The organism is Pseudomonas sp. L7 (assembly GCF_046605565.1).
Classification (GTDB): Bacteria; Pseudomonadota; Gammaproteobacteria; order Pseudomonadales; family Pseudomonadaceae; genus Aquipseudomonas; species Aquipseudomonas wayambapalatensis.
Window position 1 is genome coordinate 1,773,550 of record NZ_CP176784.1, and the last position, 22,207, is coordinate 1,795,756.

Annotated in this window: 17 protein-coding genes and 1 pseudogene; 5 read left to right on the plus strand and 13 right to left on the minus strand. The window is 64.6% G+C overall.

The window, feature by feature from the left end:
* Positions 1 to 51: 51 nt before the first annotated feature.
* Positions 52 to 441, minus strand: coding sequence for a DUF4123 domain-containing protein (locus ACK3BK_RS08360; protein WP_411384093.1), 390 nt, complete (start codon positions 439 to 441; stop codon positions 52 to 54).
* The gene (locus ACK3BK_RS08365; protein WP_411384094.1) at positions 411 to 2,516 is read right to left on the minus strand and encodes a type VI secretion system Vgr family protein; all 2,106 of its coding nucleotides are present in this window, start codon (positions 2,514 to 2,516) and stop codon (positions 411 to 413) included. The genes ACK3BK_RS08360 and ACK3BK_RS08365 overlap by 31 nt, the downstream gene beginning before the upstream one ends.
* Positions 2,517 to 2,876: 360 nt before the next feature.
* On the opposite strand from ACK3BK_RS08365, the gene ACK3BK_RS08370 reads away from it, so the two are divergent.
* From ACK3BK_RS08370 to ACK3BK_RS08390, 5 genes are all read left to right on the plus strand, one after another.
* Complete coding sequence (locus ACK3BK_RS08370; RefSeq protein WP_288375325.1) at positions 2,877 to 3,899, plus strand: YCF48-related protein; 1,023 nt, start codon at positions 2,877 to 2,879, stop codon at positions 3,897 to 3,899.
* 20 nt (positions 3,900 to 3,919) lie between these two features.
* Positions 3,920 to 6,292 carry an efflux RND transporter permease subunit gene (locus ACK3BK_RS08375; protein ID WP_411384457.1) on the plus strand — a complete coding sequence of 791 codons (2,373 nt, stop codon included), beginning with the start codon at positions 3,920 to 3,922 and terminating at the stop codon, positions 6,290 to 6,292.
* 126 nt (positions 6,293 to 6,418) lie between these two features.
* Positions 6,419 to 6,709, plus strand: a complete 291-nt coding sequence (locus ACK3BK_RS08380) for a DUF5629 family protein (protein WP_411384095.1) — start codon at positions 6,419 to 6,421, stop codon at positions 6,707 to 6,709.
* Positions 6,675 to 7,805 (plus strand): lactonase family protein, encoded by a 1,131-nt coding sequence (locus ACK3BK_RS08385; RefSeq protein ID WP_411384096.1) that lies wholly within the window; start codon positions 6,675 to 6,677, stop codon positions 7,803 to 7,805. The genes ACK3BK_RS08380 and ACK3BK_RS08385 overlap by 35 nt, the downstream gene beginning before the upstream one ends.
* A 121-nt stretch (positions 7,806 to 7,926) precedes the next feature.
* A complete protein-coding gene (locus ACK3BK_RS08390; protein ID WP_186666757.1) occupies positions 7,927 to 8,106 on the plus strand; it encodes a hypothetical protein in 180 nt (59 codons plus the stop codon).
* Between the two features lie 126 nt (positions 8,107 to 8,232).
* On the opposite strand, the pseudogene ACK3BK_RS08395 reads toward ACK3BK_RS08390, so the two are convergent.
* From ACK3BK_RS08395 to ACK3BK_RS08445, 11 genes and pseudogenes are all read right to left on the minus strand, one after another.
* Positions 8,233 to 8,373, minus strand: a pseudogene (locus ACK3BK_RS08395) (glutathione S-transferase); the annotation flags it as partial.
* A gap of 45 nt (positions 8,374 to 8,418) precedes the next feature.
* The gene (locus ACK3BK_RS08400) at positions 8,419 to 9,156 is read right to left on the minus strand and encodes a ribonuclease T2 family protein (protein ID WP_411384097.1); all 738 of its coding nucleotides are present in this window, start codon (positions 9,154 to 9,156) and stop codon (positions 8,419 to 8,421) included.
* Between the two features lie 203 nt (positions 9,157 to 9,359).
* On the minus strand, positions 9,360 to 9,953 hold the full coding sequence (locus ACK3BK_RS08405) for a glutathione S-transferase (RefSeq protein WP_411384098.1): 594 nt from the start codon (positions 9,951 to 9,953) through the stop codon (positions 9,360 to 9,362).
* Positions 9,950 to 13,594: an AAA family ATPase gene (locus tag ACK3BK_RS08410; protein ID WP_411384099.1), complete on the minus strand. Its 3,645-nt coding sequence runs from the start codon at positions 13,592 to 13,594 to the stop codon at positions 9,950 to 9,952. Before ACK3BK_RS08410 ends, ACK3BK_RS08405 begins: the two co-directional genes overlap by 4 nt.
* On the minus strand, positions 13,591 to 14,826 hold the full coding sequence (locus tag ACK3BK_RS08415; protein WP_186707896.1) for an exonuclease SbcCD subunit D C-terminal domain-containing protein: 1,236 nt from the start codon (positions 14,824 to 14,826) through the stop codon (positions 13,591 to 13,593). The genes ACK3BK_RS08410 and ACK3BK_RS08415 overlap by 4 nt, the downstream gene beginning before the upstream one ends.
* Positions 14,827 to 15,272: 446 nt before the next feature.
* Positions 15,273 to 16,898 carry a BatD family protein gene (locus ACK3BK_RS08420; RefSeq protein ID WP_411384100.1) on the minus strand — a complete coding sequence of 542 codons (1,626 nt, stop codon included), beginning with the start codon at positions 16,896 to 16,898 and terminating at the stop codon, positions 15,273 to 15,275.
* Positions 16,895 to 18,619: a VWA domain-containing protein gene (locus ACK3BK_RS08425; RefSeq protein ID WP_411384101.1), complete on the minus strand. Its 1,725-nt coding sequence runs from the start codon at positions 18,617 to 18,619 to the stop codon at positions 16,895 to 16,897. The genes ACK3BK_RS08420 and ACK3BK_RS08425 overlap by 4 nt, the downstream gene beginning before the upstream one ends.
* A complete protein-coding gene (locus ACK3BK_RS08430; protein WP_186666750.1) occupies positions 18,616 to 19,692 on the minus strand; it encodes a vWA domain-containing protein in 1,077 nt (358 codons plus the stop codon). Before ACK3BK_RS08430 ends, ACK3BK_RS08425 begins: the two co-directional genes overlap by 4 nt.
* Positions 19,685 to 20,179, minus strand: coding sequence for a DUF4381 domain-containing protein (locus tag ACK3BK_RS08435; protein ID WP_063543917.1), 495 nt, complete (start codon positions 20,177 to 20,179; stop codon positions 19,685 to 19,687). The genes ACK3BK_RS08430 and ACK3BK_RS08435 overlap by 8 nt, the downstream gene beginning before the upstream one ends.
* Positions 20,176 to 21,117: a DUF58 domain-containing protein gene (locus ACK3BK_RS08440; RefSeq protein ID WP_186666749.1), complete on the minus strand. Its 942-nt coding sequence runs from the start codon at positions 21,115 to 21,117 to the stop codon at positions 20,176 to 20,178. The genes ACK3BK_RS08435 and ACK3BK_RS08440 overlap by 4 nt, the downstream gene beginning before the upstream one ends.
* A 5-nt stretch (positions 21,118 to 21,122) precedes the next feature.
* Entirely contained in the window at positions 21,123 to 22,082 is a 960-nt protein-coding gene (locus tag ACK3BK_RS08445) for an AAA family ATPase (protein ID WP_186666748.1), read from the minus strand.
* Positions 22,083 to 22,207: the final 125 nt, after the last annotated feature.

Below are 22,207 nucleotides of genomic sequence, written 5' to 3' on the forward strand. Positions count from 1 at the left end.
ACAACTGCGCGAGTGCACTCGGCTGCCTTGCCAGTGACGCGACATAGAAGCTCAGCGATCCGGGGTCACCCAGACGCAGGAAATAGCGTTTTTTGCCCTGCTGGATCTTGCTGAACCGGCGCAGGTGCCTGCAATCGCTGCATCGGTCTCGATCACCGTGCAGCCCAGGCCGCCGTGCGCGGAACCTAGCCAGGTATCAAGGGCGCTGTCGGGGGTAAGCTGGAACAGCCATGGGGCATGTTTTTCCAGCCCGCTCCCCGGTTCCAGGTGCCAGAGGCACAGGTGGCTTGCGCCCTGGAACTCCAGGTGCCCTATCAACCCCGGGTGGGCGGAGGCTTCTGCGAGCAGGTACAGATGGCCGCTGGCAGGCTCTGTTCCGAGCCCGCATTCGCGCAACTGCGCAATAAAACTCATGCGCCCCCCTTCTTGCTGAAGGGGCATTCCTCGATCAGTGGAGAACCCTCGCGGATCGCCGCTTCGATCGCGTCGGTCTGTGCGTTTGCAGGCGTCTGGTAGGTGACGTTGCCGTTGAAGCGGATATTCGTCGCTTCGATCGTGATGCCGTCGGCATCGAAGACAATCTTGCCGCTGGGGCCACGAATATGGATGCGCTCGGTGCCCTGGAGCATGTAGGAGGGGGTCAGCAAGCGTTGGCCGGTGCGGATCTCGAGGGTGCGAGTACCTTCGACGATGAGTGTCTGGTTTCGCCCTACCGTGAAATGCTGGTCTGTGCCGACGGTTTCCTTGCTGGCATTGCCGATGTCGCGCACCGCGTTGCGGTCGATGGTGGTGAAACTGTCCTGATGCACATGATCGCGGCGGTCACGCCCTGTGCTGGTCGTCTCGTCCCGGGCAATGCTGGACTGCGCATCACGGCCAGTCTTGGTGGTCCGGTCGTTGCCGACGATGCGCTGGTCGTCATGAAGCACCTTGGTGTTCATATTCCTCTGGGCATGAATGAACACTTCTTCGCAGCCCAGTTCATCCTCGAAACGCAGTTCATTGAAGCCGTTGCCTTTGTGGGTCTGGCTCTTGATGGTCATGCGCGTCTTGTGGTCGGGCAGGTCGTAGGGCGGCAGCTGGGTGCCGCAGTAGGTGCGGCCGGTGATCATGGGCTGATCGGGGTCGCCATTGACGTAGTGGATGATCACGTCATTGCCGATGCGCGGGATGGCCATAGATCCCCAACTGCCCCCGGCCCAACCCTGCGAGACGCGTACCCAGCAGGAACTGAACTCGTTGTCGTGGCTTTCACGGTCCCACGGGAAGCTGACTTTGACGCGTCCCCATTGGTCGCAATAGATCTCCTCGCCAGGTGGTCCGACGACGGTAGCCATGTGCGGGCCGTCGATGCGAGGTTTGTCCAGCGGGGCAGGGCGCCACTCGTCCAGCCCCGGGACCAGCACTGCGGTGTGCTGGTAATGCGTGCCCTGGTCCGCGCGGCTTGCTTCCTCCTGCAGGCTGGTGAACTGCTTGCCCGTGTGGGTCAGGCCGATGACTCGCCAGTGGACGTTGAAGTCGTCTCGCGGATGATCGGTGAGCGTGAAGCCCAGGCCTGGTTGCAGGCGTATGTCATCACCTTCGACTTCGGCGATGCGGGCGTCGTGCCGCAGGGCGCTGATGCGGGTTTCGGTGAATGGCTTGCCGACCTTGTAACGCTTGTAGCGACCGGGGTAGTCGAAGCGTTCGTAGTTCGACGATTGGTGGGCCAGATGACTGGCGGGCGCGCACGCCCTGTGCTCCTGGCGGTAGGCCGGGTGTGTGAAGGTATGGTCGCGTTGCACCTGCCGTGCGGTACGGACCTGCTCGCTGTAGCGAAGCTTGCGCAGGCATGGTTGTTCCGGATCGCCACCGCCGGTGCAATGGTAGAGCACTGTATAGGCGGCGCCGGGTGTGTCGTCATCGAATGGATCCTGGTCATCGGCCTGGATGGCGCTGCGGGTGAGCGTTCCCATCGACAGCAGACGATCAGTGATGAGCAACGTGTGGTGCTTGGCGCTGTGGGCGAAGCGGTAGACCAAGCCCTCTTCGGCCGCGAGGCGAGCCATGAAGTCGAGGTCCGTCTCCCCTGCCTGTACACAGAACTCACGGACCTGGTGGTCGAGCACGGTGCTGATTTCGAATCGCGTGATGCCCTGGCGTTCGAGCATCAGTTGGAGAATCTGCGGGACCGTCTTGTGCTGGAAGATGCGCCAGTTCGAGCGCAGCCTTGCGCGGGCCAGCTGTGGCTCTACCCGAGCGTGATAGAAGGTGCGCTGAAAGCCGCTTTCACCCTGACTGAAGCTGCTGACCAGGCCGTGGACATAACGTACCGGTCGTGCGCCTTGCCAGAGGGTGAACAATGCGGGTTTATCGAGTAGATGGCCGAAGTCGATGTCGTTTTCGTGGCTGACCAGATCGAGTGTCAACTGAAATGGCGTGCTGACGGTTTCATCGAGCGTGAACGACACCACCTCGAATTCAGCGCTGCCTGCCAGGGGCGTGAAGGTGAAGCGCAAGTCGGATTGGCTTGGCATAAACGGTCCTTGTCGGGTTCTGCATGTCTCTGTGAACGGGGTAAAGCGTTCGGAGGCAGTCAGAAAAGACCGTAATGCGATGGGGAATAAGCGTCTTGCCAGCGGCTTCCTTTAGTGTTGTGGGAGATTTCCCGGATGCGTAGCGGCGCGCTGGGCCCGGCACAGCACTCGTTCGCGGGGAAAGCATCCCAGCATCCCGTGCAGCGATGGGGCGGTTAACAAAACATAACGTCCCGCCCGTTGTGTTCGCGCGATCTTCCCCGATAGGATGGCCCAAAGCTATTGCAGGGCTCTGGATCAAGGGTTTTCGCAGTACCTGCAAGGCATTGACCCACTACAAGAACACAACAGGGGGCGGTCATGAGGGAATGGCTGAAGGCGGATGCCAGGCGCGGAGCCTTGGCGTTGACGGCCAGCGCGTTACTGGCGCTGGGCACATGGACAGGCACCGCACAGGCCGCGGCCGTCGCTGAATACTCGGTGGAATCGGCCAAGGCCAGCCAGAGCCTGCTGATCGACGCCGTACACGCCGGCAAACGCCTGGTGGTGGTCGGCGATCGCGGCCATATCCTGTTCTCCGACGACCAGGGCAAGACCTGGACCCAGGCCCGGGTACCCACCCGTCAACTGCTCACTGCCGTGTTCTTCCTCGACGACAAGCGTGGCTGGGCGGTCGGTCATGACGCGCAGATTCTCGCCAGCAGCGACGGCGGTGCGACCTGGAGCAAGCAGTTCGAAGACCTCTCCCGTGAAGCCCCGCTGCTCGATGTGCGTTTCATCGATGCCCAGCACGGCTTCGCCGTCGGCGCCTATGGCGCGCTGCTGGAAACCACCGACGGTGGGCAGAACTGGCAGGACGTCGCCGAGCGTCTCGACAACCCCGACCAGTTGCACCTCAATGGCATCACCCAGGTGAAGGATGCCGGCCTGTTCATCGTGGGCGAGCAGGGCAGCATGTTCCGCTCCAGCGACGACGGCCAGACCTGGTCGCATGTCGAAAGCCCCTACGAGGGCTCGCTGTTCGGCGTGACCGGCACCGGGCAAGCGCACACGCTGCTGGCCTACGGACTGCGCGGCAACCTGTTGCGCTCCACCGACTTTGGCGACACCTGGCAAGCCATCCCGCTGGAGGCAGGGCGGGGTCCGCTCGAATTCGGCCTGGCTAACGCTACGCTTCTCGAAGATGGCAGCCTCGTCGTGGTCGGCAATGGTGGCAGCGTGCTGCGCAGCCGCGACGATGGCCAGACGTTCACGGTGTACAACCGCGCCGACCGCATCGCGCTGGCCGGTGTCAGCGGCCTGGCCGATGGCGGCCTGCTGTTGGTGGGGCAGGGTGGCATACACCTGGCCACTGCTGAAGGCGCCGAGGAGGCTCGGCCATGACCCGTCCGGAGAATTTCAACATGCCCCACCACAAGGACAAGGCCACCCTGCTCGAGCGGCTGATCTTCAACAACCGCCCCGTGGTCATCGCCCTGTGCGTGCTGGTGAGCATCTTCCTGTTCTGGCAGGCCACGCAGATTCGCCCCTCCACCAGCTTCGAGAAGATGATCCCGCTGCAGCATCCGTTCATCGAACAGATGATGGAGCACCGCAATGACCTGGCCAACCTCGGCAACACCGTGCGCATCTCGGTCGAGGCGGTCAATGGCGACATCTTCGACAAGGACTACATGGAGACCCTGCGCCAGATCCACGACGAGGTGTTCTACATCCCCGGCGTCGACCGTGCCGGGTTGAAGTCGCTGTGGAGCCCGAGCGTGCGCTGGAGCGAAGTGACCGAGGAAGGTTTCTCCGGCGGCGAAGTCATCCCCAACACCTACAACGGCTCGCAGGACAGCCTCGACACCTTGCGTGACAACGTGCTCAAGTCTGGCCAGGTCGGGCGGCTGGTGGCCAACAACTTCAAGTCGAGCATCGTCGACATTCCGCTGCTGGAAAACTTCCCCGACCCGCAGGACCCGGGCAAGCTGACCAAGCTGGACTACCAGAAATTCTCCCACCAGCTGGAAGAGAAGATCCGCGACAAGTTCCAGGCGCAGAACCCGAACGTGAAGATTCATATCGTCGGTTTCGCCAAGAAGGTTGGTGACCTGATCGACGGCCTGGTGATGGTGGCGATGTTCTTCGGGGTGGCGCTGGTCATCACCTGGGCGTTGCTGTACTGGTTCACCTGGTGCATCCGCAGCACCATCGCCGTGCTCATCACCACCCTGGTGGCGGTGGTGTGGCAGCTTGGGCTGATGCACGCGGTCGGCTTCGGTCTCGATCCGTACTCGATGCTGGTGCCGTTCCTGATCTTCGCCATCGGCATTTCCCACGGGGTGCAGAAGATCAACGGTATCGCCTTGCAGTCCAGCGATGCCGACAACGCCCTGACCGCCGCGCGGCGCACCTTCCGCCAGCTGTTCCTGCCGGGGATGATCGCCATTCTCGCCGATGCAGTGGGCTTCATTACCCTGCTGATCATCGACATTGGCGTGATCCGTGAGCTGGCCATCGGGGCCTCGATCGGTGTGGCGGTGATCGTCTTCACCAACCTGATCCTGCTGCCGGTCGCGATCAGCTATGTCGGCATCAGCCAGAAGGCCATCGCCCGCAGCAAGAAGGATGCGGTCTGCGAGCATCCGTTCTGGCGCCTGTTGTCGAACTTCGCCAGCCCCAAGGTGGCGCCGGTGTCGATCGCACTCGCGCTGGTCGCCTTTGCCGGCGGGCTCTGGTACAGCCAGAACCTGAAGATCGGCGACCTCGACCAAGGCGCGCCGGAGCTGCGTCCGGATTCGCGCTACAACCAGGACAACAGCTTCATCATCAACAACTACTCGACCAGTTCGGATGTACTGGTGATCATGGTCAAGACCCCGGCCGAGAGCTGCTCGATCCACTCGACCATGGCGCCGATCGACGAACTGATGTGGACCATGGACAACACCCCGGGGGTGCAGTCGACCATCTCCCTGGTGACCGTGTCCAAGCAGGTGATCAAGGGCATGAACGAGGGCAGCCTGAAGTGGGAGACCCTCTCGCGCAACCCGGACATCCTCAACAACTCCATCGCCCGTGCCGATGGCCTGTACAACGCCGACTGCTCGCTGGCGCCGGTGCTGGTGTTCCTCAACGACCACAAGGCCGAGACCCTCGAGCGCGTCACCGCTGCAGCCAAGACCTTCGCCGATGCGCACAACAAGGAAGGCCTGCAGTTCCTCATGGCGGCCGGTAACGCCGGCATCGAGGCGGCCACCAACGAGGTGATCAAGTCGGCCGAGCTGACCATCCTGATCCTGGTGTACATCTGCGTGGCGGTGATGTGCATGATCACCTTCCGCTCCTTCGCCGCCACCTTGTGCATCGTCCTGCCGCTGGTCCTGACCTCGGTGCTGGGCAACGCCCTGATGGCGTTCATGGGCATTGGCGTGAAGGTTGCGACGCTGCCGGTGGTCGCCCTGGGCGTGGGCATCGGTGTGGACTACGGCATCTACATCTACAGCCGCCTGGAAAGCTTCCTGCGCGCGGGCCTGCCGCTGCAGGAAGCCTATTACGAGACCCTGCGCTCCACCGGCAAGGCGGTGCTGTTCACTGGCCTGTGCCTGGCGATCGGCGTGTGCACCTGGATCTTCTCGGCGATCAAGTTTCAGGCCGACATGGGCCTGATGCTGACCTTCATGCTGCTGTGGAACATGTTCGGCGCGCTGTGGCTGCTGCCGGCCCTGGCGCGGTTCCTGATCAAGCCCGAGAAGATGGTGGGCAAGGAGGGTGGCTCGATCTTCGCCCATTGAGGAAACCGACGCTATTGGTGCAGGAGCGGCGCAAGGCCGCTCCTGCACGGTTTCAAGGCCTCTTGCGGTGATCCGAAGAAGTGATCCGAAGATATAATGGCCACCTTCCTAGCCCAAGGTGCCCCCATGCCCCCTCTCGCGACCGCCCTGCAAACCTGCGACATGCTCCTGATCGATGGCCTGCACGCCTTCGAGTTCACCTGCGACACTTCCGGCCTCATGATTGAATGCATGGACGGCCGCCAGTTGCGCCGCTGGAGTTTCACCCCCGAGCAAATGGCTGCCGCCCGCGCAGAAGGGAACGATTGGTTGCTCCACGACGCCCAAGCAGAACACCGTCTAGTCTTGATGAGTGCGTTTCGCGCCCCGGAAGATGACGAAGATGAAGTTGACCTGGAAGCGCCTGCTGACCGCTAGTCTGATGAGCCTGTCGATCCACACCCAGGCTGCCACCTTGCTGGTCGGCAGTTACACCGAGGGTGCCAGCCAAGGCATCTACCGTTATCAATTCGACCCGCGCAGTGGTCAGATCGCCACGCCAGCCCGGCAGGTGGTCAAGGCTGTCAGCCCTTCGTGGCTGGTGCTGTCGGCCGACCAGCGGCAACTGTTCACGGTGAACGAAACGCCCATGGGGCACCTCAGCAGCTTCGCGGTGAGTGCCAATGGCGAGATCACGCCGCTGAACCAGGTCGCCAGCCTGGGCGACGAACCGACCCACGCCAGCCTCAGTCACGACCAGCGCTACCTGTTCGTCGCCAATTACGCCGTGGTGCCCGATCCTGGCGGTAGCCTGGTGGTGGTCCCGGTGGCGCGTGACGGCAAGCTCAAGGCGGCGCTACAGCAGTTGCGCCATGCCCCGAGCAAGGTCAACCCCGAGCGCCAGGCCGGTGCTCATGTGCATTCGGTGGTCCAGTCGCCCGATGGCCGCCACCTGTATGCCAGTGACTTGGGGGCCGACAAGGTGTTCATCTACCGCTACGACGGCGCCAGTGCCGACCGGCCGTTGAGCCCGGCGATACCCGCATTCGTCAGCTTGCCGCCAGGCAGCGGGCCACGGCACCTGCTGTTCGATGCCAAGGGCCGGCATGCTTACCTCACGCTGGAAATGAGTGCCGAGGTGGTGACCTTCGATGTTCTGGACGGTGCGTTGCATGAGCGTCAGCGCCTGCCGTTGACCGACAGCAGCGATCCTGCCGCCAAGGCCGCGGGTGGCCTGCACTTGTCCGCCGACGGACGTTTCCTGTACGTCAGCAACCGCGGCAGCGCCAATCAGATCGTGGTCTACGCCGTGGGCAAGGACGACGGCCAGTTGACCTTGCTGCAGCGTCGCTCGGTGGAAGGCGATCACCCACGCGAATTCACTCTGGACCCAAGCGGCAACTTCCTGTTGGTGGCCAACCAGAAGAGCAACCAGATCGTGGTCATGCGCTGCGATCCGCGTACTGGCAAGCTTGGCGAAACGGTGCAGACACTGCCCCAGGATGCGCCTTCGGACCTGAAGTTTCTCGATTGACTATCAATCGGCGTGATAATCGCTACTGCTGCAATGAATTTCAGCCAAGCGCCTCGTCGGCGTAAGTTTGACCCAAGGCCCAAGAGGGCCACTGTCAAACACCGAAGACGAGGACACTCCGATGAACTTCAATCTCTTCCCGGTCATTGCCGCTTCCGCCATTTCCGCTTCCGTCGTGCTGCCGGTCCATGCCCAGTCGGAAAGCCGCAGCAAGGCTGCCGAAACCCACAGCTACACCGAGCAGTACCTGCGCCAGAGTGCCCACTTCCACGCAGCCCTGAGTGCCAAGCACAGCAACTGATCGACCCCTGACAGGTTCTTGTGGGAGCGGGCTTGCTGGCGAAGCAGTCACCACGGTGCTATGGCACCGACTCCGCCGGTGTTCGCGAGCAAGCCTACTCCCACAGGAACCTGGTCAATCGGTTTTTCAGCGGACCATGATCGCCTTGAACAGGTCCGATGCCAGCCATCCCTGCAACCAGCTCCGCACCCGCGGATAAGCCGCCTCGGCGAACCACTGAGGTTCGACCCCGGCGAACTGGCGCAGCAATGGCAGCAACGCGGTGTTCAGCCCAGTAATGCGTGAAAGGTGTTCGCCGTTGGCAGAGACCTTTCAGATTTCATGCGGCTTGCCGCCAGGAATATGGGTAGGTGCCTTGTCGTTGCAAGCGACACCGATTTGCAGGTTCTTTTCGCCGTTGTAGGGGTTTCCTTGGCGATCAATCAAGTAGAAGACTTCATGCAGGTATTGCTTACCCTGCTCTTGGTAGCAGCGGAATGAGGTGTTCTCTGGGAAAGCGGATTTGATCTCGGCGAAAGGCGTGTCTTTCCCGATCATTTGATTGAACTTGGATGGGTCGTACTTCACCACGGTGCGCAAATTCACGAAGTCCGCGAAATAGCTATGCAATTCCTGGCCCGAGCAACTGCCATGCTTGCTCCACTCATGGCGAAACATACCTTCTGGTCGCTGCGTGACCATGTTGGCCAGCTTGGGAATCTTCAGGACTGCTTGCATCTGCTCGTCGGAGATCGTGCATTCCTTGCCCGTACATTTGGACAGGGCCTCACAGAATTGTGGGTGGCGATTGTTCTTGGGCTCAATGCTTTTGCTGTAAGGCCAGATTCCATGGGTGAGGAAGGCCTGTGGCGCGTTCTCACAACCCGCAGCCCATTTGTCCTGGGGCTTCCTGAGTTTTTCCATTTCACAGAAAGAGGGTTGCCAAGTCACCGAATACACCAGGAAATCGGTGGGAAATTCAGAGGGTGATGGGCCGGCTTCTTCGTTGGCATCCATTGCCCAAGCGTTGGTGGCAGCGAGAAGTGCCAGGCTGGCGAGTAGTTTTTTCATCGGATCCATCCTCAGATAACACCGCATGTTGATGCGGTTTACGAGGAATCTACTGCGCTATGCGCGTTATTGACCACTGGCAAAAATGACAGGTCATGGGCATGTCAACTTGGACGGTGCCGAACTGACATGGGTTTATTCCCTATCGGTTCAGGCCGCCGGACGGCTGGAAACAAGTCCGACCTGGCCCAGAAAAGGTTGTTTCACCGAGCCATGACTGCCTTGAACAGGCTTGAGTCCAGCCATCCCTGCAACCAGCTCCGCACCCGCGGATAAGCCGCCTCGGCGAACCACTGAGGTTCGACCCCGGCGAACTGGCGCAGCAGTGGCAGCAACGCGGCATCGGCCAGGCTTGGGTGGTCTGCCAGCAGGAAAGGCCTGTTCTCGAGCAGGCCTTCGAGCTCCGCCAGCCAGGCCTCGGCCTGCTGGCGGTAGTGTTCGCGTGAATGCTCCGGGTAGCGCTCGGCGTACTTGTACAGGTTGACCTGTGCCTTGAAATCCCGGTCATTGCGCGCGATCAACGCCTCGCCTCGTTCAGCCGCCAGCGGATCGGCCAGCAGCCGCCAGTCCTGCGGATCGTCATGCGCCAGTGCCCAGCGCATGATATCCAGACTTTCTTCCAGCACCCGCTCCCCGGTATCGAGCACCGGCACCGTACCCTTGGGCGACAGAGCCAGCAGCTCGGCCGGCTTCTCCTTGAGCGACACCTCGCGAATTTCCACGTCACAGCCTGCATAGCGCAGGGCCAGGCGCGCACGCATGGCCCAGGGGCAACGGCGGAACGAATAGAGAATCACCCGCAGACCTCGACATCGCTCAGGCCGTTGCCCTGGCGACGCACCTGGATCTGTACCGGAATACGCTCATGCATTTCCTGCACGTGGGAAATCACCGCGACCTTGCGACCCTGGGCCTGCAGGCCGTCGAGCGCATCCATGGCCAGTTGCAGTGACTCGGGGTCCAGGCTGCCGAAGCCTTCGTCGATGAACAGCGATTCGATGCGCAGGGTGCTGGAGGCCATCGATGCCAGCCCCAAGGCCAGTGCCAGCGAGACCAGGAAGGTCTCGCCGCCCGACAGCGAGTGCACCGAGCGCAGTTCATCGCCCATCTCGGTATCCAGCACCAGCAGGCCGAGGGCGCTGCCGCCGCGTTTGAGGCGGTAGCGCCTGGCCAGCTGGCGCAACTGGTTGTTGGCGTGGTGCAGCAGCAGGTCGAGGTTGTAGCCCTGGGCGATCTTGCGGAACACATCACCTGAGGCCGAGCCGATCAGGTCATTGAGCCGACCCCAGCGCTGGCGCTCGCCACGGGCCTTGTCGATGTCCTCGGCGAGTGCCTGGTGCGCCTCTTGGCGACGCTGGTCGTCGGCCTGCTGGGCACGCAGCTCGGCGCAGTGCTGTTCGTGGATGGCCAGTTGCTCGCGCAGTTCGCCAAGGCTCTGCTGCAGGTCTTGGGCGGAAGCCTGGACGGCGCACTCGGCGCTGTGCTGTTGTAGACGCTGTTCGCGCTCGTGCAACAGCACCTGCGCTTGCTCGACGGCCTTGTCGGCATCTTGCAGGTGCTGGCGCAGCGCGCTGACGGCGGCCTCATCGATGGCCAGTAGGCGCTCCAGGCCGACGTCGTCCAGTTCAGGGTGTTCGGCGCGCCATTGGGCGATGTCGCCGTGCAGTTGCTGGTGTTCCTGTTCCAGTGCCTGCTGGCGATTGCCGTTGGCCTTGAGCTCACTGGCCAACTGCACGCCTTGGGTCCGCAGCGTCTGCAGGTGTTGTGCGGTATCGGCGTCGAGCGCCCGTGCCTGCTCCAGTTGCGCATCCATATGCTGTTGCCAGGCTTCGGCGCTGGGCTGTTCGCCGAGCAACTCGGCCAGCGCGGCCTGGGCCTGCTGTCGCTGGGCCTCGAGGGCGGCGAGTTGCTGGCGCAGTTGCTCCTGGGTGTCCAGCCGTGCTTGATGCTGATCGCGCAGCTTGTCCAACTGGAGTTGGCGCGCCTGCTGTTCTTCCTGTTCGTCCTTGCGCTGTTCGAGCTGCTGCAGGCGCTGGCTGATCTGCTGGTCGAGGGCGACGAAAGCGTGGGTCGGATGGTCGCTCAGGGCCTTGAGCACGTCGCCCGGCAGCACGCTGGCGAGGTCCTTCAGCCCTTGCTCCAGTTGCTGCTCGTCGTTGGCCAAGGCTTGGTGTTGTTGGTCCAGATGGCGCTGGGCCTGTTGCTGGGCTTCTTGGGCCGCCTGCAATTGCTGGGTGAGGCGTGCGGCGTCCTTCTGCAGGGCGAGCAGGGCGCTCTGGCGTTTCTCGTCCTTGCCGATTTCCTCGTCCAGGCGCCGCAGCTGGCTGTCGAGCCAGACGCTGCGTGCCTTGTCGTCCTGTGGTGCCAGGGCTGGCCACAGACTGTGGGCCTGCACCTGTGCCACCAAGGGTTGCAACTGTTCGCCGAGTTGCTGTTGCTGCTGCTGGAAATCCTTGAGCTGGGCGTTGACCACGCCCAATTGGGTGCGCAGTTCCACCAGTTGGCCGTTGAGGGTCTCGACCTGTTTCTGCGCGGCTTCTTCTTCGGCCTGGTCATGGCGGCCAAGGCTCTGCAGCAGCGCTTCGGGCTGGTGGAACGGATGCTCGGCGCTGCCGCAGACCGGGCAGGGTTCGCCGTCGCGCAGTTGGCCGCGCAATTCTTCGACGCTGGTGTTGCGCGCCAGGCGTTGGCGATCGAGCAACTGGCGGGTGAGGGCGAGTGCCTGTTCTGCCGTTTCCAGCCTGGCCTTGGCCGATGTGCCTTCGCCGATCAGTTGCTGGCGCTGCTGCATGGCCTGTTGCTGCCGCTCACGCAGGGCGTCGAGCTGCTGGCGCAGTTCCATCTCGCGACCGTGCAGGCGCGACAGTTCCTCGACTGCGCGCTGCTGCTTGCGGTTGTCCTGCAGCATGCCGCCGAGCAGGTCGATCTGTTCGGCCAGGGCCTGGGGTTCGGCCTTGGCTTCGCGGAACAGCAACTCGAAGCTGTCGCGCTGGGTTTGCAGTTGGGTATTGGCCTGGCTGGCCTGTGCCTGCAAGCCTGGCAGTTCTTCGCGACCCTTGGCCAAGCGGCTGCCGATCAGCATCACCTGCTTGAGTTGCGGGAGGTAGGCCTGCCAGGCATTGGCCAGGCCCGCCAAGTGCTGGCTGTCGGCCAGCGCGGTGTCGATCAGGGCCAGTTGTTCCAGGCTGCGCTGCTGGTTCTGCTCCAGCTGCTGCAACTGTTGCTGGCCTTCGGCGAGGCCTTGCTCACCCTGCTGGCAGGCCGAGTGCTGTTTCGCCAGGTCCTGGTCGAGGCGGGCGAGGCCGTCCTGGGCGGCAAAGGCCTGCCGCAGACGGGGGGCGTTCTCGCTGTGCTGCGCCTGGCTTTGTGCGAGCGCATCGCGTGCGCTGAGCTGCGCCTGCTCCAGTTCGCCGATACGGGTGTGCAGTTCGGTCTGCTGGCGTACCTGCTCGGCGATTTCGGCGGCCAGCGGTGTGAGCTGGGCGGCCAGGGTCAACTGGCGGTGGAACTGATGACGCTGGGGGGCCAGGCGCTCCAGGCGTTGCAGGTCGATGCGCTGCTCGCTGAGCTGGGCGCTGGCGTGCTCGGCGGCCTTGAGCGCTTCACTGGCTTCGGTGTGTTGGGCCAGCAGGCGCTGCTGTTCGCTGAGCCAGATGCACTGTTGTTCAAGCTGCCGCTCGCGCGCCTGTTCGCCCTTGAAGTGCTGTTGCGCCTGTTCCAGGCGCTGGTCAAGTTCGGCACGGGCCTCAGCGGCCAGCGGCAGCAGGTGGCTGGCGCGCTCCTCAAGTGCCTTGAGCGCCTCGGCGGCCTCGCGCGAGCGGGTGAAGGCGCGCTGCCCCAGGCGGGTATAGATGGCCGTGTTGGTGAGCTTTTCCAGCAGTTCGCTACGTTCGCGATCGTCCGCCTTGAGGAAGGCTCCAAACTCGCTCTGGGCCAGCATCACCGCACGGGTGAACTGCTCGAAATTCAGCCCCAGGCGGGCTTCGGCCAGTTGCTTGTATTCGTTCTTGCCACTGGCCAGCAGTTGTTCGCCGTCCAGGTCGTAGAAGCTCTGGCGGCTGTGTTGCAATTTGCCGTTGGCCTTGTCACGCGCGCGGTTGGCCTCCCAGCGGGCGCGGTAGCGCTTGCCATCGATGCCGACGAAATCGACCTCGGCAAAGCCGCTGCCGGTGCCCCGGCGCAGCAGGTTGCGCGGATCGGAGGTGGGGATTTCGCCGTCGGCGTCCGGCACCTTGGCTTCGCGGCCGATCTCGTTCAGACGTGGCACCGTGCCGAACAGCGCCAGGCACAGGGCGTCGAGCAGGGTGCTCTTGCCTGCGCCGGTCGGCCCGGTGATGGCGAACAAACCGGCGCTGGCCAGGGGCTCGGCAGTGAAGTCGATATCGATGGGACCGGCCAGGGAGGCAAGGTTCTTCAGGCGGATGGCCAGGATCTTCATGGCTGCTCCTCCAGTTGCACGTCCTGCAGCAGCAGGGCGAAGTCGCTCAGGGTCTGTTCATCGACGGGGCTGCCGTAGGCCTGCTCCCAGGCGCGGCCGAACAGGTCCTGCGGGGTCATCTGCGACAGCTCGACGAAGGCCTGTTCGTCCTCGTCCTGAGCATTGCGCCCGGCATATTCGGCGCTGATGCGCACCAGGCGCACCGCCTTGCCCTGCAGTGCGCTTTCTATCTGCTGGCGCAGGTCGGGCTGCGGCTCGTCCAGGCGTACCCGCACTTCCAGCCATGGCTGGCGATTGGGGTCTTCGAGAAGGTCGATCACCGGCAGGTCGGCAAGCTGCTCGAGCAGTTCGCCGAGCGGTGCCGGGCCCATGCGCTGCAGGGCCACGGCCCGAGGCACCAGGCGCGGTTCGACGCTGAGCAGCTCGGTGCCGTCCAGCTCGATCTCCAGTACCTGGTGCGGATAGTTGATCTCGGCGAACGACAGCGGGATAGGCGCGCCGCTGTAGCGGATGCGGTTCTCCCGGTTGACCTTCTGGGGCTTGTGCAGGTGGCCCAGGGCGACATAGCTGATGGCCTTGTCGAACAACCGCGCCGGCAGGGCTTCGGCGTTGCCGATGATCAGGCTGCGCTCGGAGTCTTCGGAAATCGAGCCACCGGCCATGTGGGCGTGGCTGATGGCGATCAGTGCCTGGTCCTTCTTGCGCTTGCCAAGGGCGGCGGCGATCAGTTGCTGGTGCACCTGGGTGATGCCCTGCAGGTAGTCATCGCCCAGTTGCGGACCGGTGACTTCTGCCGGGCGCAGGAAGGGCAGGGCCAGGCACCAGGCACAGACCTTGCCGCGGGCGTTGGTCAGCGGGATCAGCAGGCGCTCGGCGTCGAGCTGGCCTTCGTCAAGCCAGTGCACCCGGCCCAGGGCGTGGGTGCGCAGGCGGCGCATCAGGGCGGCGGGCAATTCGATGCGCGAGCCGGAGTCGTGGTTGCCGGCGATCATCACGATGTCCAGCTTGGGCTGCTGTTCGTGGGCCTGGACGATGAAGTCGTAGAGGCGCTCCTGGGCTTTGACCGGTGGGTTGACCGTGTCGAAGATATCCCCGGCGATCAGCAGCGCGTCGGGTTGGCGCAGGCGTAGCTGGCCGAGCAGCCAGTCGAGGAAGCAGGCGTGTTCGAAGTCGCGTTCCTGGCCGTGGAGGCTCTGGCCCAGGTGCCAGTCGGAGGTGTGAAACAGACGCATGGAGGACCTGTTGGTGTCGAATCAAGCGACCGGTCGGGGCTGCGCTTGAGATGGGGTCTCGGAGGGCGGGTATGGTAACCCAAGTGGCTGTGCAGGTTCGCTTTGCTGTTGCTGCCGAAGTTGTTGGGCGAGGTGTCTGCGTAGAGGCTGACAGGTGCTTGCCGAAAGATTTTGGGTGCCTATGAGATCGAGCGCCGCCCGCGCGGCGCTTCGCGGGCAAGCCCGCTCCTACGTTTGTTTCGGGCCAGTTATGCCTGTGCCATAGGCGCGCGACCGCCTGGTGTGTACGACTCGGTACCGCGCCGTGCGCCAAAGGGGGCGCGCGAAAATGCCACAGGACTCACTGGCCCGAAACAAACGTAGGAGCGGGCTTGCCCGCGAAGCGCCGCGCGGGCGGCGCTCGATCTCATAGGCCCCAAAAATCTTTCGACGAGCACCTGAAAAAATCACTTGGGATAAAGCGGCGGCAAACTCCCACCATCTGCACCCACAGGCAACCCCTGCTGCACCGAAGGAATATTCCCAATTGCCCGCCACAGCTCATCACCCTGCCAATGCTGGCCCGACTCGCTGTAGAGCGCGCCATTGAGGCCGTCGAGGGCGTTGGACAAGGGCACGAAGCGCGCCGCCATCTCGGCCAGCGTCTCCGGTTGTTGGCGTGCCCAGGCGTCCAGCGCCTGGCGCGTGGCCTGGGGGTCGTTGGCGAGGGTCGCGCGCTTGAGGTCGTCGAGCAAGGTGCGGGGGCTTGGGCCGCTTTGTGCCGCCCGTAGCACCGCAGGCTGCGAACGGGCGCGCCACCACAGGGCAAAGCCGAGCAGCGTGGTCAGTGCCAGGACCAGCGTCGCCAGTTGCCAGGGCCACAATGGATTGGCGCCGCTGGCAACGTCACCCACCGGCGTGTCGGCACTCAGCGCGGGGTTATCGTCAACCTTGATGCTTCGGGCCGGGAGGCTGCTGTGCTCCAGATGATCTTCGAGGGTGTTCCACCAGGTGACTTCCAGCGCAGGCAGCATCAGGTTGCCACTGTGGATCGGCACCAACGCTTCGCGCTCTTCACGATTGGCGGTCATGCCGCGCTCGTTGATCTCGTTGCGCAGCAGTGGTTGGTCCGGGTAGCGGCGCAGGCCAGTGACCTCGGTGGCCGGCAACGGTGGCAACTGCGTGCTGGACAGCCCCTCGGCGCGCAGAGTGGTGCTGCGCGTCAGCGAATCGCCGATCTGCGTCGGCTGCTGGGTCGGGTCGGGGTTCCAACGCTCCTCCAGGGTGAGGCTGCGGGCCGGGAGCCAGGTCAAACCGGCAGGCCAGGCCGCAGGGATGGCCTTGACCTGCAGGGTCAGCGGCAGTGAGCTGACCTGCACCTGGCGCCCGCTGCGAGCACCTGTGGCAGGCGGCTCTGTGCTGTCGGCAGCGGTGGCGGTGAAGGTCAGGGGCGGCACTAGCAGTGTGCCGCTCTGTTGCGGGTAAAGCGCGTAGCGGGTTTCGATCACGCCATGGCGCACGCCGTTGATTTCTTTCTCGTAGGTGCGCGACTCGCCCAGCGGCTCGACCTTGGCGTTTTCGAGCCGCAGCGGGCTCAGGCTGCTGTCATCGTACAGCGACACCGAGTGGTAGATGCGCAGGGTCAGTACGGCCTGGGCCTGGACATACACTTCGGGGCTGTCGAGGGTTGCCTCGATGAACACCTGCGAGGCGCTGTCCGGGCGATTGGGGTCGGGTTGCACCACTTGCAGCTCGATGGCCTGACTGCGCGACTGCCCCAGTTGCAGCTCCGGGATCTGCAGGTTGCCGCTACGCCGGGGCAGCAGGGTGACGATCCAGCGCGTGCTGGCCCGGGTTTCGCCATCGAGGGTATGCAGGCTATTGAGCTGGCGCGTACCGCGCACTTCGAAGTCGCCCTCCAGGGCGCGCAAATCGGGCTTGCCGAACTCGGTGACATCCTGGCTTTCCAGCGTGAGTTCCAGGGTTTCGCCGGCCTCCACGCGGGTGCGATCGACGCTCGCCTGCAGCGCCGGTTGGGCCTGGGCCAGGGTGAGCCAGAGAAGGCTGAGCAAGAAGACGCCGAGGCGACTCATCGTTGGGGTTCCTGATGCAATTGCTGTTCGTACCAGAATTTGCGTCGCAGCAGTTGCGCCGGGTTGTCGGGAATTTCCCGCAACCACTGCTCCAGGGCCTGGCGCTGTTCGGCGTCGAGGCTGGTCGAGGTGGGCCGCTGCGGCGGCTGGGTGAGGCTGTCATCATCGCCGCCCTGGTTGCCGGACGACGCCTGGTTGTTGCTGTTGCGGGTGCTGTCGCCACCATCCTGCGCTGGGCTCTGCTCGTCGTTGCCGGGCGTGCCCTGGGCGCTGCTGGAAGCCGAGCTGCTGTTGCCGTCGGTGTCGCGGCTCGGTGTCGGTTGCGCGTCGCTGTTGTCCGGCTTTTGCTCGGCGTTGGCCTCGCGTTGTTGCAGCTGTTGTTGCACCAGTGCCTGGTTGTCCAGTGCCGGTTGCAGGTCGGGCTGGCGCTCCAGGGCCTGCTCGTAGGCATCCAGGGCGGCATCCAGTTCGCCGGCACGGGCCAGGGCATTGCCTCGATTGTAGTGCGCCGCGGCGCTGTTGCCCTGGGCGAATGCCTGGGCCGCGCCAGTGTAGTCGCCTGCCTGGTACAGCGCCATGCCGCGCCACTGTGGATCCTCGAAGCGCTGGGCGGCTTCGGCGGGACGCTGGTGTTGCAGCAGGTACTGGCCTTGTTGATCGGGGCGACGCCAGAGGTCCTGGAATTCGAACGCCTGGCTCGGTTGGGGCAGGGCAAATAGCAGCGGCAGGCAGAACAGCCAGCCGCGGCGTCCGGCGCAGGCGGCCAGCAGCAACAGCGGCAGCAGCAGCCAGTAGCCCTGGTCGGCCCAACTGTCCAGTTGCAGGGTCTGGCCGTCGTTGCGCAGGGCGCGGGGGGAGTCGAACAGGCCCAGACCGCGCAGGTCGAGATCGTCGATACGGGCATGCCGGTAGCGTCCGCCCGTGCCGACGATGAAGCGCTTGAGCTCGGCGCTGTCCAGGCGTGGTACGAGGATGGCGCCCTGGTCGTCCTTGAGGTACTCGCCACTGGCCTGGCGCACGGGTGCACCTTCGGCGGTGCCGACGCCGAGCATCAATAAAGAGGGGCCCTGGCGACCCAGGGCCTGGACGATACCCTGGCGCTCCTGCTGGCTGAGCGAGCTACCGATCAGCAGCACGCGGCCTTGCCCCAGGCCGCTCTGAGCGAGCAGTGCCAGGCCCTTTTGCACCGCCAGATCGGCGCGATGGCCGGGCTGCGGCATGATCGAGGGGTCGACTGCCTCAAGCAGGTTGCGTGTGGTGCCCAGGTCATCCGACAGTGGCACCAGGGTATGCGCGCTGCCGGCATAGACGATCAACGCGGTCTGGCTTTCGCGACGGTGTTCGAGCAGATCGAGGACCTTGCGCCGAGCCTGTTCCAGACGGTTGGGCGGGCTGTCCTCGGCGAGCATCTGCGGGGTCAGTTCGAGCAGGATCACCAACGGGTCGGCCGGGCGCTGGCGGGTTTCTTCCAGGCGCTGCCAACTGGGCCCGAGCAGGGCCAGGAGCACCAGCAGCCAGGCCAGGCCCAGGGCGATCCACGGCAGCTTGCTGGTGCTGCCATTGCCGCCTCCGAGCAACACTGCATGGAACTGCTGCGGCAGAATCATCTGCCAGCGGCCGGCACGTTTGCGTCGATGCCAGAGCTTGAACAGCAGCCAGCCGAGCAGGGGCACCACCAGCAGCCAGAGCGGGCGCAGCCATTGTGGCCAGAGTTCGATCATCGCCGCCTCCTCAGACGCAGGCGCTTGAGGCGCTGGCGCCATTCGGGGTGGGGTTGCAGAAAGCGGGGTCGACGCAGCAGGCGTTGCAGCAGATTGTCTGGCCACTGCACGGCGATCACCAGCAGGACGCTGAGCAGCAGCGCCAGGGCCATCGGCCAGGCATACAGCTCCCTGGCAGTGCGCGCCTGGGTCGGTTGCTGGGCTACTGGTTCGAGCTGGTCGAGGGTGTCACCGATGCTGTTCAGCTCGGCACCGTCATGGGCGCGGAAATAGGCGCCATGGGTGAGTTCGGCGATTTCCTTGAGCGAGGCTTCGTCCAGGTCCAGGCTCGGATTCAGGCCGAGCAGCCCCGGGGTGCCGCTGGCGTCGGGGTTGGCGCCGATGCCGATGGTGTAGATGCGCACGTCTTCCTGGGCCGCCAGGCGCGCGGCCGTCAGGGGGTGTATCTGCCCGCCGTTGTTGGCGCCATCGGTCACCAGTACCAGCACTCGGCTCTGTGCGGGGCGCTGACGCAGACGCTTGACCGCAAGGCCGATGGCGTCGCCGATGGCGGTGTTCTTGCCGGCGATGCCGATCTGCGCTTCGTCGAGGAAGGTACGCACGGTGCGCCGGTCGAAGGTCAGCGGGGCCTGCAGATAAGCCTCGCTGCCGAACAGGATCAGCCCGACCCGGTCGCCCTCGCGGTCCTGGAGAAAATCGCCGAGCAGCGCCTTGACCAGGTCGAGGCGACTGATTTCGTCGCCTTTCCACTGCATGTCGGGGAAGTCCATCGAGCCCGACACGTCCACCGCCACCAGCAGGTCGCGGCCGCTTGCCGCGATCGGTACCGGATCGCCCAACCACTGCGGCCGGGCGGCCGCCAATAGCAGAAGCAGCCAGATCACCACGAAGGGCGCCTGCTGGCGCCAGGTTGGCAGGTTGAGGCGGGCGCGGCGCCCGGCAAGGCCTTCGAGCTCATCGAGAAAGCCCACTTTGAGCACCGGCTCGCCGCTGTCGGCGGCAGGCAGCAGCAGGCGCATCAGCCAGGGCAGCGGCAGCAGGGCGAAGATCCACGGCCAGGCCAGGTCAAACATGTTTGCGAATCCAGGTCTCGACCGCCTGGGCGAGCCCGGCGATGGCCTTGTCGTCGAGCTTGCACTCGGGCTTGTAGGCCCCTTCGACCAGTACCATCCAGCGGGTCAGGCCGGCAGCCGGGCAGCGGTTGTCGAGAAACGCCAGCCATTGACGGCCGTTGAGCGTGTGGCTGTTGGCACCAGGGTAGTGATTGCGGCACAGGCGTTTGAGCAGGGCATTGATCTGCTGCAACCAGGCCCCGGCCGGTGCGCCGTCGTAGGGGCGCGGCAGGCGGGCGAGCTCGGCCAGGGCTTCGACGCGGATCGGGTCCAGCGGCTGTTCGGCGGGTGGCGCCTGGCGTCGGCCTGGCCGCCAGCGGCGCAGGCGCCACAGCCCCCAGCCGAGCAGCGGCAGCAGGGCCAGCAGCAGCCACCAGCCCGGCGCCGGTGGCCACAGACCGATGGCCGGCGGGGCGATCAGCGGTTGCAACTGGTCGAGCGGGTTCATTGGCCGCTTCCCGGACGCTGGTTGAGGTACTCGCGCAACTGCTCGATCATTTCGCTCTGGGTGCTCAACGGCATCAGCACCACGCGCATTTTCTGCGCCAGCAGTTCCCAGCGTTCGATGCGTGCTTCGGCCTGTTGGCGATAGAGCTGGCGCAGGTTGGCGTCCAGGGTGTCGAGCTCCAGGTGCGCGCCGCGTTGGGCGAAGCGTAGCAGGCCGGCGGCGGGCAGCGCGTGGTCGAGCGGGTCGGAGACCGGCATCAGCAGCACGTCGCAGTGGCGTGAGAGCATCGCCAGGTGCTGTTCGACGGCTGGGGTGAGTGCGCGTTCGTCGCAGATGACGATGGCCAGGCTGCCGGGGCGCAGCACTTCGCGCGCGCGGCGCAGTGCCAGGCCCAGGCTGTCGGATTGGGGTAGCGCTTCGGTGTGCAGCGACTGGTTGACCTTGGCCAGGCGGTTGAGCAGTTGCAGGAGGCTCTGCTTGCTGCGTCGGGGCTTGATCTCGTGGTGTTCGTTGTCGCCGAACACCAGCCCGCCGATGCGATCGTTATGGCCCAGCGCCGCCCAGCCGAACAGCGCCGCAGCCTGGGCCGCGAGCACCGACTTGAACATCAGGCCCGAGCCGAAGAACAGGCGCTGGCTCTGCTCGACCATGATGAAGATCGGCCGTTCGCGCTCTTCATGGAAGAGCTTGGTGTGGGGCTCTTGGGTGCGTGCGGTGACACGCCAGTCGATGTTGCGCACGTCGTCGCCGGCCTGGTACACGCGCACCTGGTCGAAGTCGACCCCACGTCCGCGCAGCTTGGAGTGGTGCAGGCCCACCAGCGGGCTGCGCTGGCCGGGCCGGGAGAACAGCTGGATCTCGCGTACGCGGTGGCGCATGTCGATCAGCTCGGCCAGGCCGATGCGGATGCCGGGTTCGGCGAGGTGCGTGGCGGGCATGCGGGTCAGGCGACGGCGACGACGTCGAGGATACGCTGCACCACCCGGTCCTGGTCGATGCCCGCAGCTTCGGCTTCGAACGACAGGATGACACGGTGGCGCAGCACGTCGAACAGCACGGCCTGGATATCTTCCGGGCTGACGAAGTCGCGCCCGGCCAGCCAGGCATGGGCACGTGCGCAGCGGTCCAGGGCGATCGAGCCACGGGGGCTGGCGCCGTAGGCGATCCAGTCGGCCAGTTCGCCGTCGAACTTGGCCGGGGTGCGCGTGGCCATGACCAGTTGCACCAGGTATTCCTCCACGGCATCGGCCATGTACAGGCCGAGGATTTCCTTGCGTGCGGCGAAGATCGCCTGCTGACTGACCTGGCGCTCCGGCTTGACCTCGCCGCCCAGCGCTTCGCCACGGGCCTGCTGGAGAATGCGACGTTCGACGGCCGCGTCGGGGAAGCCGATTTTCACGTGCATGAGGAAACGGTCGAGTTGCGCTTCGGGCAGCGGGTAGGTGCCTTCCTGCTCGATCGGGTTCTGCGTGGCCATGACCAGGAACAGCGGCGACAGCTCGTAGGTGCTGCGGCCCACGCTGACCTGGCGCTCGGCCATGGCCTCGAGCAGGGCCGATTGCACCTTGGCCGGGGCGCGGTTGATCTCGTCTGCCAGGACCAGGTTGTGGAAGATCGGCCCTTGCTGGAACACGAAGCTGCCGGTTTCCGGGCGATAGATCTCGGTGCCGGTGATATCGGCCGGCAGCAGGTCGGGGGTGAACTGGATACGGTGGAATTGCGCCTCGATGCCCTCGGCCAACTCCTTGATGGCCTTGGTCTTGGCCAGGCCCGGTGCGCCCTCGACCAGCATGTGCCCGTCGGCGAGCAGGACGATCAGCAGGCGGTCGACCAGCTTCTCCTGGCCAAGGATCTGGGAGGAGAGAAAGGTGCGCAGCGCGATCAGCGCTTCACGGTGTTCCATCGTCGGCGGTTCCTGGAAATGGGCCGGGCGCTTGGGGGAGGGCGGTTGCCGGGCAGGGGGTGATACTTTAATCCATCCAGGGGGGCGGCGACCAATTGGGTGTCAGAAAAAATCCTGACGGCCGG